The organism is Proteus mirabilis HI4320 (assembly GCF_000069965.1).
Lineage (GTDB): Bacteria > Pseudomonadota > Gammaproteobacteria > Enterobacterales > Enterobacteriaceae > Proteus > Proteus mirabilis.
On the sequence record NC_010554.1, the window covers coordinates 2,063,280 to 2,080,089 of the forward strand.

Sequence of the window (16,810 nt, forward strand, 5' to 3'; positions counted from 1 at the left end):
ATTTAGCTAACCTAATTCCAGAGTATAAAACGTATCCTAAATACTAAAGCGTTTTAATGCGTTTATTATCTTATCGTTTTTATATTGAAATACAAAACACTCTAAATAAGAGTATCGCATTATAAATTTCAACCATTAAATATAAACATTACATATCTATTAAAAATAAAAATTAAAGTTAAAATTAAAACTCCATTTTAAATTATCTTTTTTAGATAATATTAGATATTAAAATAAACTCAGTTTAAGAGAGTCTAAATTGGATATATTAAAAATATATTCAGATATCATTAAATAAATAAACAAAAGGTGTATTATATAATATTGTTTTGTTATTTATCCTCTAAAAAAGAATAAAGGAATAATGATATGAAAAAAGTATTACTCAGTCTTGCTATGCTGAGTGTAATATCAACGCCGGTATTGGCTAAAGCTCCTGTAGCTAACTTAAAAATCAATGGTGATATTAAGCCACCAACTTGTACTATTAATGGGGCGACACAAAGTGATATGATTTTTGATTACCGAGTCATAAGCCCAACGCTTATCCCTCAATCGAAAAACTACGAATATCCTAACGGTATAGTCCAAAATACAGTTACGATTGAATGTGATGCTAAAACATATTTAACCTTTGTTGCATCTGACACTTATGACAGTGCGGAATTAGCTAATAATACGCTAGCACAGTTTCATTTAGTTGATAAAGAAAATCCTGAAACCGCAGTTGGAGCAGCCTCTTTTTTGTGGGAGGATGTGACTGTTGATAGTAAACCAGCGTACATTTCACGAGCAAATGATGTTACTATCACAGAGACAAATTACTATAACGTTCTATACAAAGGCGCAACCAATGGTTGGACATCAGAACAACAAAAAGGCAATGTTAGTAAAGAATCTCTGGCACTAATTCCAGGTGAAGTTTTCCAAGCAGTTTTTAAAGATGTATATAAAATTCCTTCTTTTCTTTTATCCAAAGATGCATTAAATAAAAAAGGAATAGATTTATCTAATGGCTTAGATTTTATGGGTGAAGCTGTTCTCACTTTTAACTTTGGTGTCTAATTTTTAAAATAACTGATAATCACAATATCATTAACTTTTATATTGTGATTATCTTTACGTTAAAAGTTTAACAGTGCTTGGCGCGCTATTAATGTTCTGAATATCAAATTAACACATCATTCAATCAGGAACGATACATCAATACTTCCTTTATAAGTATTCGTAGGTATATTCCCATTGGCACAAAGGTTGAATGATAATGACTTATAAACAGATCCCCCATTATATTTGCCTGAAGGTTGTCCTGCATAAAACTCTAAAGCTTCGGAGGAATTGTTATTACATACTGCATTAGTTATTGTTTTAGTTGCATCAGATACCGTGATATAAGGTGCAACTTCTTTATTTTTCAAAGGGATACTTGGAGACATTGTCATCCCAGTTTTACTCCCATTGACTAGCTCATTATAGGGTTTTAATGTCACATACATATTTCCTGAATGAGGACAAGAGACAAGCATACTAGCGACACTTTGCTCAAGTAACTTGGCTGACTTAAAATTTTGTGCTAGTTGAATAGCAAATTGTATGTTTGTTGAGCTAGCAGGAGAAACATTACATGTTTTTAAGACGTGAATAGGACCATTACCAAATGAAAAAGGAACTGAAGATAGATCTGGAGGAGCATCAGTTGCAGTTTGAGCTGTAGTAAAATATATCGGAGCTACAAAATCGTAAATACCAGGTTTAACATGACCTACTGCATAAATAGAATAAGAGCTTATTCTCAAACTAGTATTGTTTACACGTGATATATAACCATACCAGCACATTGGGTGACGATAGACAAATTGATCCGCATACTCAGCTGTTCTAGAAACCTCTTTTCCTCGGCGCAGAGTAATTCGAGTCGGAGAATATGTTCCATTCTGATAATACACCGCATCGATAGATACTATTCCATTGATAGCTGCAACTAAATAATTTTCCCTATTTTCCGCTTCACTTGCATTTTTATTATATAATTTTAATCCGTACTCCCCCTCTTGACTTCCTGGGAATGGGAATAAAAAACTCTGCCATTGTGCACTGTTTTTACTACAATAATCTACAACATTATTAACACCTACAGCCGCTCCATAGGTATTACCACTACTACTAAGTGACATATATGATTGAGGAGGTGTTAATTCACCTATATACCCCGTTCCATTATCTGGAATAACAAGTGCTTTTGTTAGGAGAGGGAAAAACAGTGACAATACAAAAAGACTGATTTTAATAGTTATCGTTTTCAATTTTCACCACCGACCATAATGACAAATAGAACCATCTATATATACTATTTATTATATGACTATTAGTGATTTTTATCTCTAACAATAAGAATTAAAATAAAAATAAAGTAAAGAAAAACATTCCAAAAAAGAATCACTCTCGTTATTTTTAGCAAAATAATATCTTAAGAATTGTTAACAAACATCATTTTAAGATTTTTATCCTACGTTCTTTTTTCACTTTCCGTGCTTCTTCCATTTCACGCATTCTCACCTTATAGATTGATTGCTCTGAAAAAACTTGTACACAAATGCGCTTAGAATAAAAAATAAAGCAGCTATTAGCAATATAAAAGGTCTATTTTTAATTATCTCTTTTAGATAATATTAGATATTAAAATAACTCAGTTTAAGAAAGTCTAAATTAGATATATTAAAAATACATTCAGATATTATTAAATAAATAAACAAAAGGTGTATTATATAATATTGCTTTGTTATTTATCCTCTAAAAAGGAATAATGATATGAAAAAATTATTACTTAGCCTTACTATGCTGGCGATAATATCTACGCCAGTGTTGGCTAAATCCCCTGTAGCTAACTTAAAAATCAACGGTGATATTAAGCCACCAACTTGTACTGTTAATGGGGCGACACAGCGTGATGTTATTTTTGATTACGGAGTCATAAGCCCAACACTTATCCCTCAATCGACTGTCTACTCTTATTCTGACATTGGAGTTCAAAATACAGTTACGATTGAATGTGATGCAAAAACATATTTAACATTTACTGCATCTGACACTTATGCTGATACAGAATTAAGTGTTAATAATACATCAGGCTGGTTTCATTTAGTTGATAAAGCAAATCCTGAAACCGCGGTTGGTGCGGCTTTCTTCGCATGGGATAATGTGACTGTCGATAGCAAACCTGCGTATATTTCACGAGCAAACGATGTGTCTATTACAGGAACCAGCTACAATAACGCCCTATACAAAGGGCCAACCAATGGTTGGACATCAGAAAAACAAACAAGCGTTGATAAAAACGCCCTGGCTCTAATTTCAGGTGAAATTTTCCAAGCAAGTTTTAGACAAGGAATGACAATGAGTACTTTTATTTTATCTAGAGATGAATTAAGTAAAAAAGGAATAGATTTATCTAATGGTTTAGATTTTATGGGAGAAGCTGTTCTCACTTTTAACTTTGGTGTCTAATTTTAAAGTAATTGATAATCACAATATCATTAATTTTTATATTGTGATTATCTTTTACGTTAAAAATTTAACAGTACTTAACAGTACTTAGCGCGCTATCAATGTTCTGAATATCAAATTAGTACATCATTCAATCAGGAACGATACATCAATACTTCCTTTATAAGTATTCGTAGGTATATTTCCATTGGCACAAAGGTTGAATGATAATGACTTATAAACAGTTCCCCCATTATATTTTCCCAAAGATTGTCCTGCATAAAACTCTAAGGCCTCGGCAGAATTGTTATTACATACTGCATTAGTTATTTTTTTAGCTGCATCAGATACCGTGATATAAGGTGCGACTTCTTTATCTTTCAAAGGGATATTGGGAGACATTGTCATCCCCGTTTTACTTGCATTGACTAGCTCATTATAGGGTTTTAATGTCACGTACATATTTCCTGAATGAGGGCAAGAGACAAGCATACTAGCGACACTTTGCTCAAGTAACTTGGCTGACTTAAAATTTTGTGCTAGTTGAGCGGCAAATTGTATATTTGTTGAGCTAGCAGGAGAAACATTACATGTTTTTAAGACGTGAATAGGACCATTACCAAATGAAAAAGGAACTGAAGATAGATCTGGATTAGCCCCGCCTGAGGTTGCTGTTTGAGCTGTAGTAAAATATATTGGAGCTACAAAATCGTAAATACCGGGTTTAACATGGCCTACTGCATAAATAGAATAAGAGCTTATTCTCAAGCTAGTATTACTTACACGTGATAAATTACCATACCAGCACATTGGGTGACGATAGACAAATTGATTAGAATATTCCTCTGTTCTAGAAATTTCTTTTCCTCGACGCAGGGTAATTCTTGTCGGGGAAGGTAATCCATTCTGATAATACAACGCATCGATAGATACTATTCCATTGATAGCTGCAACTAAATAATTTTCCCTATTTTCCTCTTCACTTACGTTTTTATTATATAATTTTAATCCGTACTCCCCCTCTTGACTTCCTGGGAATGGGAATAAAAAATTCTGCCATTGCGCACTGTTTTTACTACAATAATCTACAACATTATTAACACCTACAGCCGCTCCATAGTAATTACCACTACTACGAAGTGACATATATGATTGAGGAGGCGTTAATTCACCTATATACCCCGTTCCATTATCTGGAATAACAAGTGCTTTTGTTAGGAGAGGGAAAAACAGTGACAAAACAAAAAGACTGATTTTAATAGTTATCGTTTTCAATTTTCACCACCAAGCATAATGACAGATAGAACCATCTATATATTATTTATTATATGATTATTATTGATTTTTATCTCTAACAATAAGAATAAAAATCATTATTCCATATAAAAACTAAAATAAAAACAAAGTAAAGAAAAGCATTCTAAAAAAGAATCATTCCCGCTATTTTTAGTAAGATAATATTTTCAATAACTGTTAACAAACATCATTTTAAGATTTTCTCCTGCGTTCTTTTTTCACTTTCTATGCTTATTCCATTTCACGTATTCTCACCTTATAGCTTGATTGCTCTGACAATAATCTGCACACAAATGCACTTGAAAAAAAATAAAATAGCTATTAGCGATATAAAAGGTCTATTTTTAATTATCTCTTTTAGATAATATTAGACATTAAAATAAACTCAGTTTAAGAAAGTCTAAATTAGATATATTAAAAATATATTCAGATATCATTAAATAAATAAACAAAAGGTGTAATATATAATATTGCTTTGTTATTTATCCTCTAAAAAGGAATAATGATATGAAAAAATTATTACTTAGCCTTACTATGCTGGCGATAATATCTACGCCAGTGTTGGCTAAATCCCCTGTAGCTAACTTAAAAATCAACGGTGATATTAAGCCCCCAACTTGTACTATTAATGGAGCAACACAAAGTGATGTAATTTTCGATTACGGAGTCATAAGCCCAACACTTATCCCTCAATCGAAAATTTATTCTTATCCTGCCAGTATGGTTCAAAATACAGTTACAGTTGAATGTGATGCAAAAACATATTTAACCTTTGTTGCGTCTGATACTTATGATAATACAGAATTAAGCGTTAATAATACGTCAGACTGGTTTCATTTAGTAGATAAAGCAAATCCTGAAACTGCGGTTGGAGCAGCTTATTTTGTATGGGATAATGTGACTGTTGATGGCAAACCTGCGTATATTTCACGAGCAAACGATGCTGCTATCACAGGGACTAACTACTATAATGTCCTATATAAAGGGCCAACCAATGGTTGGACATCAAAACAACAGACAGAATCGGTTGATAAAGGCTCTCTGGCTCTAATTTCAGGTGAAATTTTCCAAGCAAATTTCAGACAGGGAATTGAAAGTAATCCTACTCAAACCTTTATTTTATCTAGAGATGAATTAAGTAAAAAAGGAATAGATTTATCTAATGGTTTAGATTTTATCGGGGAGGCTGTTCTCACTTTTAATTTTGGTGTCTAATTTTAAAGTAATTGATAATCACAATATAATTAAAATTTATATTGTGATTATCTTTTGCTATCAATAAGAACCCCTCAAAATTTAATATAATTAAGGACTTCTCATATAACATAAAATTATTTTTGTATTTCTTTTAAATAATCAGCAACACGATATTCAATATTTTTACGCTCAATGTCAGATAAAGAATAAAACATAGCGACATTATTCACATCATAATTTAATAGTAAACCATAATAATATGCTTCTTTCACATCACCTTTGAGTAGAAGTGCTTCATAAAGTTTGTCAAAAGAAGATATTGCAAAATTCATTTTTCCTAATCGAATATTCATATCTAAAATATAATCGTTATGATTTTTTAGTGTAGATAAATACACATTCACGAAAGGATCCTTACTTATGTATTTTGGTGCATTAGTATACATATTATTTAATTCAGAATACAAAAAATCATTTATTTCATATGGATAATCTAACGATAATTGATACCACTCAATAGCCTTATCAAGGTTTCGTTCAACTAAACACGGTGACTCTAAATAATAATCAGCAATGATACTAATACTAGAATATTTGTATTCATTAGAAGAGCTGTATTTACTAGGTTCTTCTCCTGTTGTTAGCCATTCTTTAAGATAGTAGTCTGCTTTATTGATATTATCTTTATCTTCACAGATATTTTGCATATAGTACCAATAAATTAACTCAGCCGCTTCTTTATTTCCTAAATCATATGCTTTTTTGGCATAAATTAAACTTCTTCCACTATCTTCAATACTATAAAATCTTGCTAATTCTAGTTGTTGTTTACTACTCTCTTTTTGGTTTAGTAAATAATCAAGTGTATTATCTCTTTTTTCCTTCCATCTTCTATCTATTTCATATTTTTCTGATTCTAATTCAAAGTTAGACGAATTGATGCTAATACGTCGTTCATATTCAGATGCTTTAGCAATGTTCTTTCTAACCCCCTCTTTACCGTCTCGATAAATTATAGCCAATTCTTTTAAGCAAATAAAATCACCTAAATCTGCACATTTTCTTCGCCAAGCCAAACGCTCCTTAATAGTGATATTAGTTAACTTATCAAAAGAATAGTCTTGATAAATTTCATCGCGAGCATTCTTATCTTTATACTCTTTTGTAATAATAAATTTAATTGCATCAATAGAACCTATTTCAGCTAATTTAAATATATCCTTATAATATTTTTTTAAATTATCTTCATTAATATTGTTAGCTGAGTTCTCATGTATTATATTCTTTATTGTATATTGAAATGCAAGATTTGTATTTTGACTTAATAATGGTTGAATAGCCTTTCTTATTTTATCATCATATAGCGAACGTTCCACAATAAAATCAATTACATACTGTGAATCCATTCCATATCGGAAAAGAATACTATATCCTTCCTGTCGTTTTTTTTCTGTCAACCTTCTGCTTTCTAAATCATCTTTCAATTCTGAAACAATATTAATAAGAGCTTGATCATCTATTATATTTTTATATTTAATAGTCGCAATTGCTTGATGAAAAGTAGCTTCATAGGCATAACCTCGTGCTTTTTGATATAATGAAAAAGCATATTCTTCATTATTGGCGACATCTTCTTCTAAAAGAAGATCTGCATAAAAATGAGCTAAGCTATAGTTTTGATTAAATGTACCAGCTGATTTATTTTTAATTACACTCTCTCTTAAAATATTCACAATCTCTTCTTTTTTAAGATAATCAGAAGCACCAAAATCAAAATATATTTTTACTAATTCTCTTTGGCTTTTACCTGTCAATTTATCATTAGTTATGTTTTCTTGCAGAAAACTAACTGCTTTTCTAATATTCTGATGAACCCTCTCACTATTAGAATATAATTTAGCCAATAATAATTTACTTTCAGGAGATGGCTGTATGTTATATGCTCTCTCTACCAGCTTAAGTGCTTTTTCAAAATTATAAAAACTACTATTTGGTTTTAAATAGACATTAGCGAGCGCTAGCATGGCTTGTGGAGAGTTTGGATATTTCAATAATAATGTATTAATATATTTTTCAAGCAAGTTTCTAAAATAATTTGATGATAATGTATCACTATTATTTAATTTCTCTATTATTTTAATTAATCCATCATGATGCGCTAAATCAGCAGATTTTTTTAAATATATATTAGCTAAAAAAGAATTTTCTTGAAGGGGATAGTTTTTCTTATCACCCTTGTAGATTTGATACAGAAGATATGTTGCCTCAGGATAGTTCAAATATGCTGAATCAAAAAGTAAGTTAATATCTTGACTTATTAACTTATATTTTAAATACATCATTTTAGGATCTTTTTCTTCAATAAAAGGACGTATCATATTTTTAGTCTTTCTTGATTGTTTTACTGAATCCTTATTCTCTAAATATTGATATACAGCTTCTTTATTGCCTTCTTCTGCTAATTTTTCTAATTCTTCAAGTGTTCTTTTTTTTTCAGACCAAGATTGCTCACCATAAATAGGGAGTAGCGTATATTCTTTTTAATCATAATAAATCACAGGAAAATTAAGGTCATGTAAAAAATCTTTCGCTATTGAAGAGCCTAAATCAGCAGCTTTAGTTAATGACGTTAATCCTTGAGCATCATCAGTAGGACTTTGGATTAATCCTTTGTTACGTAAATATCCTAAATTATAAAGTGCATTTTTATTTTGTAAATTTGCTGATTTTATTAACCATTTTTGTGAAGCTAAGGCATTTTTATCAACCCCTATGCCATCCCAATACATCATTGCTAAACTAAATGCTGCTTGCGGATCACTTTCCGCATGTTGTGAAAAATAATTAAACGCCTCTTTATAGTCACCTTTTTGATAATAGCTATAACCATTTGGCTTTGACTGTGGTTGGATTTGATTTTTATTGAGATAAAACCCCAAGGCCATAAATACTAAAAAAATGGAGATAAGTATATTTTTAATTTTACGAGACATAATATTCCTTTTAAAGCTCATTCTTTTTATATAAATATAGCACAATAGTAAAAATTAAAATCAATATAATTGCTATTCTTTTATTTATATTTTTATATTAATTTATTTAGATTTGCTATAAAAATTGATTGACATTCAATACTCCACTCTATAATCAGCCCTCGTTGTGTCGTATTATTCAGCAGCTTGGGTAGCCAAGGGATTTTGTTAGTCCTCAATAAAAAACTAATAGAGGTCAGCGATTGTTATGGACATTAATCAAGATATTAGACGTTTAGGTGAAAATCTGAAAGGGCGTTTGGCGCCTGATATTGTTGATTTTGACTTAGAATATATAGACCACTCAGAAAGTATTTTAGCTTTTGAAACGTTATGCGATCACATAGCTGACTATGATGTCGTAATAACCAGTGATGAGTATAAGCAGATCATTGGTATTGTAAATAAGCTAAATCTTGAGTTAGATGATAGATATTTATATATAAATCCAGATAATATTAAGTGAATTAGGGTCAATGAAAAGATCCTAGTTCAATACTAGGATCTTTTGTATTTATCTCATCCCTTCAGCCACTTACCGATAATAGTGAGTTGTGGGCTGGGGTTGGGTTTACCGTTGTTCGGTAAGTAACCCACTGTATAGTGTCTGGTTTTACCCCCCCTCTTCTTTAGCTGTCTAGCTTTTTGCCTTACAACTGCGCACTAATGCCAACCATCGAAAAGCGAAACCCACACCGACAGCCACCAGTCGCAAGGCAGTACCTTATTTACCGATATGAAGACCGCAGACTGAGTAATAGAAATGGTATAGCTGCAAATCAAGATAAAATATCTACTTTTATGGTTGAAAGCGATACTCGAATAGTCCTTAATCATGGTTCGTCTACAAATATAAATAGAGTTATCTATAAAGAACAAATATTAATAAATAATTAACTTACCATCATCAAAACAATAACAATTTAATTTTTAAAATTACTCTACACTTACTCTAAAAAAGATAAAAATTATTTTTATCTTTAGTAATATCTATGATAATTGGATAGCTACAGTTTAAAAATAGAATAAATATAAAATAACAATCACTTTAAGAATATCTTAATTAGATAAATTAAAAATATATCAATTTGTAATTAAATAAAATTATAGATTGTGTATTATAGAGTATTATTTATATTTTTAAATTTATAAAAAGGAATGGCTATATGAAAAAATTGCTATTTAGTCTTGCTACGCTGATTGTAATGTCAACACCAGCATTAGCTACTCCACCAGGCGCTAACTTAAAAATAAACGGTGATATTACTCCCCCTACTTGCACCGTTAATGCTGGTGATAATGATATTATTATTGATTATGGTGTAATATCCCCCTCTTTTATTCCTGCTGAGGAAAATTACGCACTAGGAGCTAAGAGTGCCAATATCAAAATATCCTGTGACGCAAGCAATTATTTAACACTTAAGGTATCAGATACTTATAAAACAAGTTCAACAGATTCAGCGAAAATTAGCGTTTTTGGATTAGTTAATGCAAAAAATACAGAACAAGAGATTGGTGGATATATAATTGATGTCATTGATATCAAAGTTGATAATAAACGAGCTTATTTAGGAAGAGTGGCAGATAAGATTTGGACTGGATCGTCTGCAACTATTTTTAAAGATACCTTAACAGCGTTAACTAGTGAACCTCAAGCCCAGGTTGATAAAAACAATTTAAAACTTATAGCTGGAAAAGTGTTTAATGCAAAAATACAAATAGGAGCTTATAACGAAAGTAGGTATGCGTATATTTTATCAAGAAAAAAATTGGCACAAAACAATATCGATTTAACTGATGGAATTGATTATATAGGTGAAGCTGTTTTTACTTTTAACTTTGGTGTCTAAATTTCAAAATCATTGATAATCACAATATAAATATATGTTAATTTTTATTGTGATTATCTTGTGTTATCAACTTATCTATAATGCTGTGTACTGATCGTGCTGATACCTAAAAACCGCCAATCAACCCTTCAGCTAAACTTAATCACATGCCAATAAGAGAGTAATTACTATAACGATAACAAAAAAAGAATCCCCCTCTTTCGTCAAAAGCGTGAGGAAATATCTCTATTTTCGTTAATCCAAACTCTGCACTCTAACTATTTTTATTAATATAAATTATCAGTATTAATACTTAAAATATGACACAACAACCAAAAATAATTAACTTTAAAAAATATCTTTTAGCGAATTATTTTCAATAAAAACAAAACACAAACATATCTATATATCACATCAATAAAAATAAGCCTTCCCCTTAAAGTTAGAGACTAAATAGCTATAATAATCAACTATATTATTTAATTACTGCTACGATTATTTTAGTAATAAAAACGCCTAATTGTGATAGTGATTGGAAGAAATAATAAGAAAGTTATCTATACTAAACTAATATCAAATTTTAAGTATCAAAATATTAAAGGAGTTTGACGAAATGATACGATGTGTTCGCTTATGGACCGGAGAAGATGGTAACTCTTTATTTGAAGAAGGTATCATCGAATTTAAGGATAGTTCACGAGGCGATAGTGAAAGTTTGCCAATTGCTGTTTCAGAGTTATCGTTTAGAGAAACAACTTCAGGTGGTTCATATGATTGGCATCAAGATCCCGTTCCTCGTTATGTTATTACGTTATCAGGAACATTAGAGTTTGAAACAAAAGATGGCTCAACTTTTATCATTAAACCCGGTGATGTGTTGTTAGCGCAAGATAACAGTGGCACTGGTCATAAATGGCGTCTTATGGATGATGAACCTTGGCGACGAGCTTATGTTGTTTACAAAGAAGATGCAGGATTATGTTTTAAACCGACCAAAACAACTAAGTAATTGGGGTCTGTATGAATAAAACTATTAGTGAACATGTAGATGTCGCGCTCATTGGTGCTGGCATTATGAGTGCAACACTTGGCACACTTCTTAAAGAACTAGAGTCTAATTTAAAAGTCGCGATGTTTGAAAGACTTAATGATTGTGGTCAAGAAAGCTCTAACTCATGGAATAACGCGGGAACAGGACATGCTGCTAACTGTGAGCTAAATTATACGCCACCAAATCCTGACGGCACCGTTAATATCAGTAAAGCGTTAGAAGTGAACACCGAGTTCGATTTATCGCGCCAATTATGGTCTTATTTAGTAACAAAAGGAAAAATTGCCGATCCGCGTGATTTTATTCATGCTTGCCCTCATATGAGTTTTGTTTGGGGTGCAGATAACGTTAAATTCCTTCATCAACGCTATCGCCAAATGTCTGCCAATCACTGTTATGAAAATATGCAATACAGTGAAGACAAACAGCAAATTGAAGATTGGGCGCCATTAATTATGGAAGGGCGTGATCCGAATCAACAGCTTGCTGTCACCCGAGTAGCTACTGGTACTGATGTCGATTATGGCGCATTAACACATCTATTAGTTAAGCAACTTTCTCAACAAGATAATTTTGAGTTGCACTATAAACATGATGTTATTGATATCAAAAGAAATGAGACTGGCGGTTGGAATATCGAAGTTAAAGATCTCACCACCCATGATAAATACCTAATTACAGCTAAATATGTATTTGTTGGTGCCGGTGGACGCGCTATCGATTTACTCCAAAAATCAGGTATTCCAGAAGGTAAAGGCTACGGTGGTTTCCCTGTTAGTGGTATTTGGCTGCGTTGTGATGAAGATAAAATCAGCTCTCGCCATCATGCCAAAGTTTATGGAAAAGCAGATGTAGGCTCACCACCGATGTCTGTCCCCCATCTTGATACTCGTATTATTGCAGGTAAACGCTCCCTACTCTTTGGCCCTTATGCTGGTTTTTCAAGTAAATTTTTAAAACACGGCTCCTATTTAGATTTATTTGAGTCAATTCGCCCCAGCAATATTGAACCTATGCTAGATGTCGCGAAAGATAACTGGTCATTAACTGAATATTTAATTGGTCAAGTATTACAAACGTCAGCACATCAATTTGAAATGCTTAAACAGTTCTATCCTCAGGCTCAACATGAGGATTGGCAAGAAGCTGTTGCAGGTCAACGAGTGCAGATTATTAAACCCGCAGCTAAACATCATGGCGTATTAGAGTTTGGTACTGAGCTAATTAGTAGCGCAGATAAATCATTTTCAGTGTTATTGGGGGCATCACCTGGCGCTTCTACAGCAGCATTTATTGCCATCAATATCATTAAATCTTGCTTTAAACAGCAACTTGAAAATGAGGGTTGGGAAGATCGTCTTAAAACGATTATTCCAACTTATGGTATTGATCTCAAAATAGATGCCGATGCTTGTCGTAATATTCGTGCATCAACGGCTAAGATATTAAAATTAGAAACACCTTAGTTATATCTTACCGATAAAAATAAAACAGACCGGAAATTAAAGGTCTGTTTTATTTTTTATTTGCATCGTTATTATTAATTACCCTTTTCCAAGTAAATATACTTAGAAAAATTACATCATTTCTACAATAGTGATACCACCAATAATAGAAAGTAATGAACATAGCGTACTTAATAATACAGTGCCCGTTGCCATATCAGCATAGGCCTTATTTGTAATAGCTAAAGCAGGCACCGCTGTTGCAGTAGGCAATACACCAATTAGAAAGACGGCTTTTAATAATTCAGTTTCTAATCCAAGTGCAAATCCCGTTCCTAAAATTAATGCCCCTTGTACAACATTCTTTATTATCACATTAAAAACAATTTCAGTATTAACTTTGAGTTTGAGCCCTGAAATTAATAGTCCTAAGAAAAATAATGCTACACCACCAGATGTTTTCCCTATTTCATTCACTGAGTTTTGTAAAATCTCTGGTAGCTTAACGCCGAAAATAGCTAGCATAGCCCCCAAAATAGGCAGGAAAACTAATGGCTGAGAGATAGCATTAAGCAATGACTGTAAAATGCTTTTTCCTTGTTTGGCACCACTAATGATCATGATAGTAAAAGGTAAAATAATTACCGTGTAGATCAAATTTCCCACCACCATAGCAATCAAACCAGATGAGCCGACTGTTGCCAGTAATACTGGTGGTCCACAATAAGCCATATCAGGAAATGAAACCGATAATGCCTGCATTGCTGAGTTCTTTTTATCATGTTTAAAAAAGAACTTGCCGCCTAAAAAACCAATAAGATAAGAAACAATTAATCCTACCGCGAGAGCTAATAGATAGTCGATATTAAAGAAAACCGACGGAGAAGCTTGGGTTGCCGCTAAAAAGAGTGAAAAAGGCAGAGCAATTTTAACGACAAAATCAGCAAAGGCTTGTGAATACTCTCTTTTAATAAATCCATATTTACCGGAAAGCCAGCCAACTAAAAGCCCTAAGATAATAGGGCCCAGCGCTGCTAAAATGGTTTGTAGTAACATATTACCTCTGGTTGCTTAATATAGTGTCCCCACTTTATTCAATGGCTATAACTGATAACAAAATAGTTATCTATTATATGAATAAAGTAAAAATATTCGTATTATTACCTAGTAATAAAAATTAGAACATTTTAATTATCGGATATATTTAAAATCATTCAAATGATAAATAACAATATTACTTCACAATGATCAACAGGATACTTTATCGAGTAAACTAAACAGGGAAGTAAACCAACACGGCAATTAGGATTTTAAGTATTTTTACTTAAAATAAACCTAACAATGGTAATAAACAGATAATAAAAGAATAGTTTTTGAATAAAAAATAAAATAGGTAGCAATAAATTAAACCATATGGAAATGATTAATCGAGCTTATTTTAATATATATGACAATGCTATATTGCATTTTTCAGCCTAAGGACACTGTTTAGGCACATCATTTAGCTGTTGATGCTGTTGCTCAAAGAGCACTTTTTTCTTATCTGCTTCTTTGATTATTTTTAATATATAGATACTATCAAAATCACCACTTTCCCATTTAGGAATAGCTTTTGGATCACCACCAAATTGCGCCATAATATCCCTTACTACTTTAACTAAATTATCATGCTCCCAAGCAATAAAAATGACTGAATTCTGATATTCTTCACTCAGCAGTTTATTACGTAATGGGTCTATCTCTTTGGCATGGTAATTTAAATGGATTGGCAGTGATGTTTTCACCGCAAGAGGTGTTAAAGTTTGAAGAGAGCGTAATGAATTTCCAAGTTTATTTTGTTTTGGTGCTGCAGCAAATAACGCATCAGGCTGACCAAATTGTGTTATCAATCGATTAGGTAGTGCTAGCGCACGATTTAATCCCTGACAACTTAATTGTCCGCTATCATTATCAGGCTTTTCACCATGACGGATAAATACCAGCGTTTGTTCTGAATAAGCCATAAGATTAAATCCATATAAAATGAGGCTCAAAAAGATAATGATATAGCGCATATAACACTCCTTTTGAGCCGTTTGATTTTTAGCCAAAGATTTTGGTTAGATGTGCTTTATATTCTACAATATCTTTCTCAATATTAGGCTCTTTAATGACGTTGTTGGTCATAAAAGTAGGCAGCTGAGATAAACCAAGAAATTGTTGTGATTTATGAAAAGCAAAATAGACACCATCAACCCCTCGCCCATCAAAGAAATTACCAAATTCATTGAAAGCTTCAATAGGGGCATTCCAAGTCACGGAGATCATATATTGCTTACCTTGCAACAATCCCCCGCTACCATATTGTTTGCTTGGATCATGACGAGTACGTCCATCGTTTTCATATAGTTTGCCGTGACCATAAGTATAGACTTCATCCATATACTTTTTCACTTTCCATGGCATCATCATCCACCAGCCCGGCATCTGATAAATAATAGTATCAGCCCAGATAAATTTCTCTATCTCTTCATTGATATCATAGCCTTCTTCAATTTGTGTTTCTTTTACCTGATGCCCTAATGTCGCCAAATGTGCCAGAGCGATATCATGTAATGTACGGTTTAATTGTCCTGCAGAATGCCCAAATTTTTGTCCACCGTTAATAAGTAGAATATTCATATTTACTCCTAATTTTCTTACTACTAAATATTTAATATGAGCTATTTTAACAGAAAATAAACGGATGCACTTCAGGGCAAAAAATCACCAAAAAGAAACACTACAGTATTAATCACTTTTATCGAAACAGAATAAACCAACAATAAGTTAAAAATGCTAAAAAAGCAGCCATTAATCACTGTGTATTTCAATAAAGTGGATTATTGCTTTTATCGCAAAAGTCTATTGTTTATTGTCTACTTTATTGCCTAAATTGAGTTAATTAACGATAACGCTGGTGGATACTAGTGACTTACTCCTAGTTTATTTATAAATCAAAAAGTATGCTCTTACTGATTGTTGTTTAAGATCCTTGTCAGCATAAACATCTCAATATTGTATGAAATTGCGACTCATAATGAATCGCTTTTTGATTTAATCGCTGTTCAACACTGCTAATCACAATCACCATACAGATGCTTTTTATGAACAACATGGCTATTTTTCACTCTGAGCATAAAATAACCTCAAATGTTAAATCCTAAAACATTGCTAACATAACTTATGAGATTATTTATCAACGATAAAGATTTTTATCAGCTGATCTTGCTTTTTATGGGCGTTATTTTCAATCTCTCGGACTTTGTAAGCGATCGTACTTAACGCGATTTCAAATAAACAAGCGTCAAAGTCTGTAGAAAAAACAAGCAGCAAAAACAGAATAAACCTGATAGTTAAGTGGCAGAAATTTTCGCTACTTACACCCGATAACAAAGAAATAATAATAAGCGGAAAAACAGATAAGTGAGTGAAAATGATATGCTGACAATTTTC

General features: G+C 32.1%; 14 protein-coding genes and 1 pseudogene. 7 read left to right on the forward strand and 8 right to left on the reverse strand.

Translation table 11 applies throughout. From position 1 onward, the window contains the following. Positions 1 to 369: 369 nt before the first annotated feature. On the forward strand, positions 370 to 1,065 hold the full coding sequence (locus PMI_RS09470; protein ID WP_012368155.1) for a fimbrial protein: 696 nt from the start codon (positions 370 to 372) through the stop codon (positions 1,063 to 1,065). A gap of 116 nt (positions 1,066 to 1,181) precedes the next feature. Here PMI_RS09470 and PMI_RS09475 read toward each other — a convergent pair whose 3' ends face one another. Further along, positions 1,182 to 2,303, reverse strand: coding sequence for a hypothetical protein (locus PMI_RS09475; RefSeq protein ID WP_012368156.1), 1,122 nt, complete (start codon positions 2,301 to 2,303; stop codon positions 1,182 to 1,184). Positions 2,304 to 2,808: 505 nt separating this feature from the next. On the opposite strand from PMI_RS09475, the gene PMI_RS09480 reads away from it, so the two are divergent. Beyond that, on the forward strand, positions 2,809 to 3,504 hold the full coding sequence (locus tag PMI_RS09480) for a DUF1120 domain-containing protein (RefSeq protein ID WP_004243945.1): 696 nt from the start codon (positions 2,809 to 2,811) through the stop codon (positions 3,502 to 3,504). Between the two features lie 126 nt (positions 3,505 to 3,630). On the opposite strand, the gene PMI_RS09485 is transcribed toward PMI_RS09480, so the two are convergent. Next, the gene (locus tag PMI_RS09485) at positions 3,631 to 4,758 is read right to left on the reverse strand and encodes a hypothetical protein (RefSeq protein WP_012368157.1); all 1,128 of its coding nucleotides are present in this window, start codon (positions 4,756 to 4,758) and stop codon (positions 3,631 to 3,633) included. A 528-nt stretch (positions 4,759 to 5,286) separates the two neighbouring features. Between PMI_RS09485 and PMI_RS09490 the strand changes: the two genes are divergently transcribed. Next, a complete protein-coding gene (locus PMI_RS09490; RefSeq protein ID WP_004243947.1) occupies positions 5,287 to 5,994 on the forward strand; it encodes a hypothetical protein in 708 nt (235 codons plus the stop codon). Positions 5,995 to 6,110: 116 nt separating this feature from the next. Here PMI_RS09490 and PMI_RS09495 read toward each other — a convergent pair whose 3' ends face one another. Both PMI_RS09495 and PMI_RS19655 read right to left on the reverse strand, forming a co-directional pair. Further along, the gene (locus PMI_RS09495; RefSeq protein ID WP_012368158.1) at positions 6,111 to 8,354 is read right to left on the reverse strand and encodes a hypothetical protein; all 2,244 of its coding nucleotides are present in this window, start codon (positions 8,352 to 8,354) and stop codon (positions 6,111 to 6,113) included. A gap of 162 nt (positions 8,355 to 8,516) precedes the next feature. Further along, on the reverse strand, positions 8,517 to 8,969 hold the full coding sequence (locus tag PMI_RS19655; RefSeq protein WP_232504886.1) for a tetratricopeptide repeat protein: 453 nt from the start codon (positions 8,967 to 8,969) through the stop codon (positions 8,517 to 8,519). A gap of 247 nt (positions 8,970 to 9,216) precedes the next feature. Here PMI_RS19655 and PMI_RS09500 point away from each other — a divergent pair, with 247 nt between their 5' ends. Beyond that, positions 9,217 to 9,474, forward strand: a complete 258-nt coding sequence (locus tag PMI_RS09500) for a MafI family immunity protein (RefSeq protein ID WP_004248486.1) — start codon at positions 9,217 to 9,219, stop codon at positions 9,472 to 9,474. A gap of 53 nt (positions 9,475 to 9,527) precedes the next feature. Here PMI_RS09500 and PMI_RS19025 read toward each other — a convergent pair. Further along, a pseudogene (locus tag PMI_RS19025) lies at positions 9,528 to 9,608 on the reverse strand (SymE family type I addiction module toxin); the annotation flags it as partial. 566 nt (positions 9,609 to 10,174) lie between these two features. On the opposite strand from PMI_RS19025, the gene PMI_RS09505 reads away from it, so the two are divergent. The 3 genes from PMI_RS09505 (at position 10,175) to mqo (ending at position 13,357) form a co-directional block, all read left to right on the forward strand. Then, positions 10,175 to 10,861, forward strand: a complete 687-nt coding sequence (locus PMI_RS09505) for a fimbrial protein (RefSeq protein ID WP_004250420.1) — start codon at positions 10,175 to 10,177, stop codon at positions 10,859 to 10,861. A gap of 592 nt (positions 10,862 to 11,453) precedes the next feature. After that, positions 11,454 to 11,849 (forward strand): cupin domain-containing protein, encoded by a 396-nt coding sequence (locus tag PMI_RS09510; protein ID WP_004243954.1) that lies wholly within the window; start codon positions 11,454 to 11,456, stop codon positions 11,847 to 11,849. A gap of 11 nt (positions 11,850 to 11,860) precedes the next feature. Further along, a complete protein-coding gene (gene mqo / locus PMI_RS09515; RefSeq protein WP_012368161.1) occupies positions 11,861 to 13,357 on the forward strand; it encodes a malate dehydrogenase (quinone) in 1,497 nt (498 codons plus the stop codon). A 111-nt stretch (positions 13,358 to 13,468) separates the two neighbouring features. On the opposite strand, the gene PMI_RS09520 is transcribed toward mqo, so the two are convergent. The 3 genes from PMI_RS09520 to PMI_RS09530 all read right to left on the reverse strand — a co-directional run bounded on the left by PMI_RS09520 (position 13,469) and on the right by PMI_RS09530 (position 15,997). Further along, the gene (locus PMI_RS09520; RefSeq protein WP_004243956.1) at positions 13,469 to 14,392 is read right to left on the reverse strand and encodes an AEC family transporter; all 924 of its coding nucleotides are present in this window, start codon (positions 14,390 to 14,392) and stop codon (positions 13,469 to 13,471) included. A gap of 419 nt (positions 14,393 to 14,811) precedes the next feature. Then, positions 14,812 to 15,390 (reverse strand): histidine phosphatase family protein, encoded by a 579-nt coding sequence (locus PMI_RS09525; protein ID WP_012368162.1) that lies wholly within the window; start codon positions 15,388 to 15,390, stop codon positions 14,812 to 14,814. A 28-nt stretch (positions 15,391 to 15,418) separates the two neighbouring features. After that, complete coding sequence (locus PMI_RS09530) at positions 15,419 to 15,997, reverse strand: NAD(P)H-dependent oxidoreductase (protein WP_012368163.1); 579 nt, start codon at positions 15,995 to 15,997, stop codon at positions 15,419 to 15,421. Positions 15,998 to 16,810: the final 813 nt, after the last annotated feature.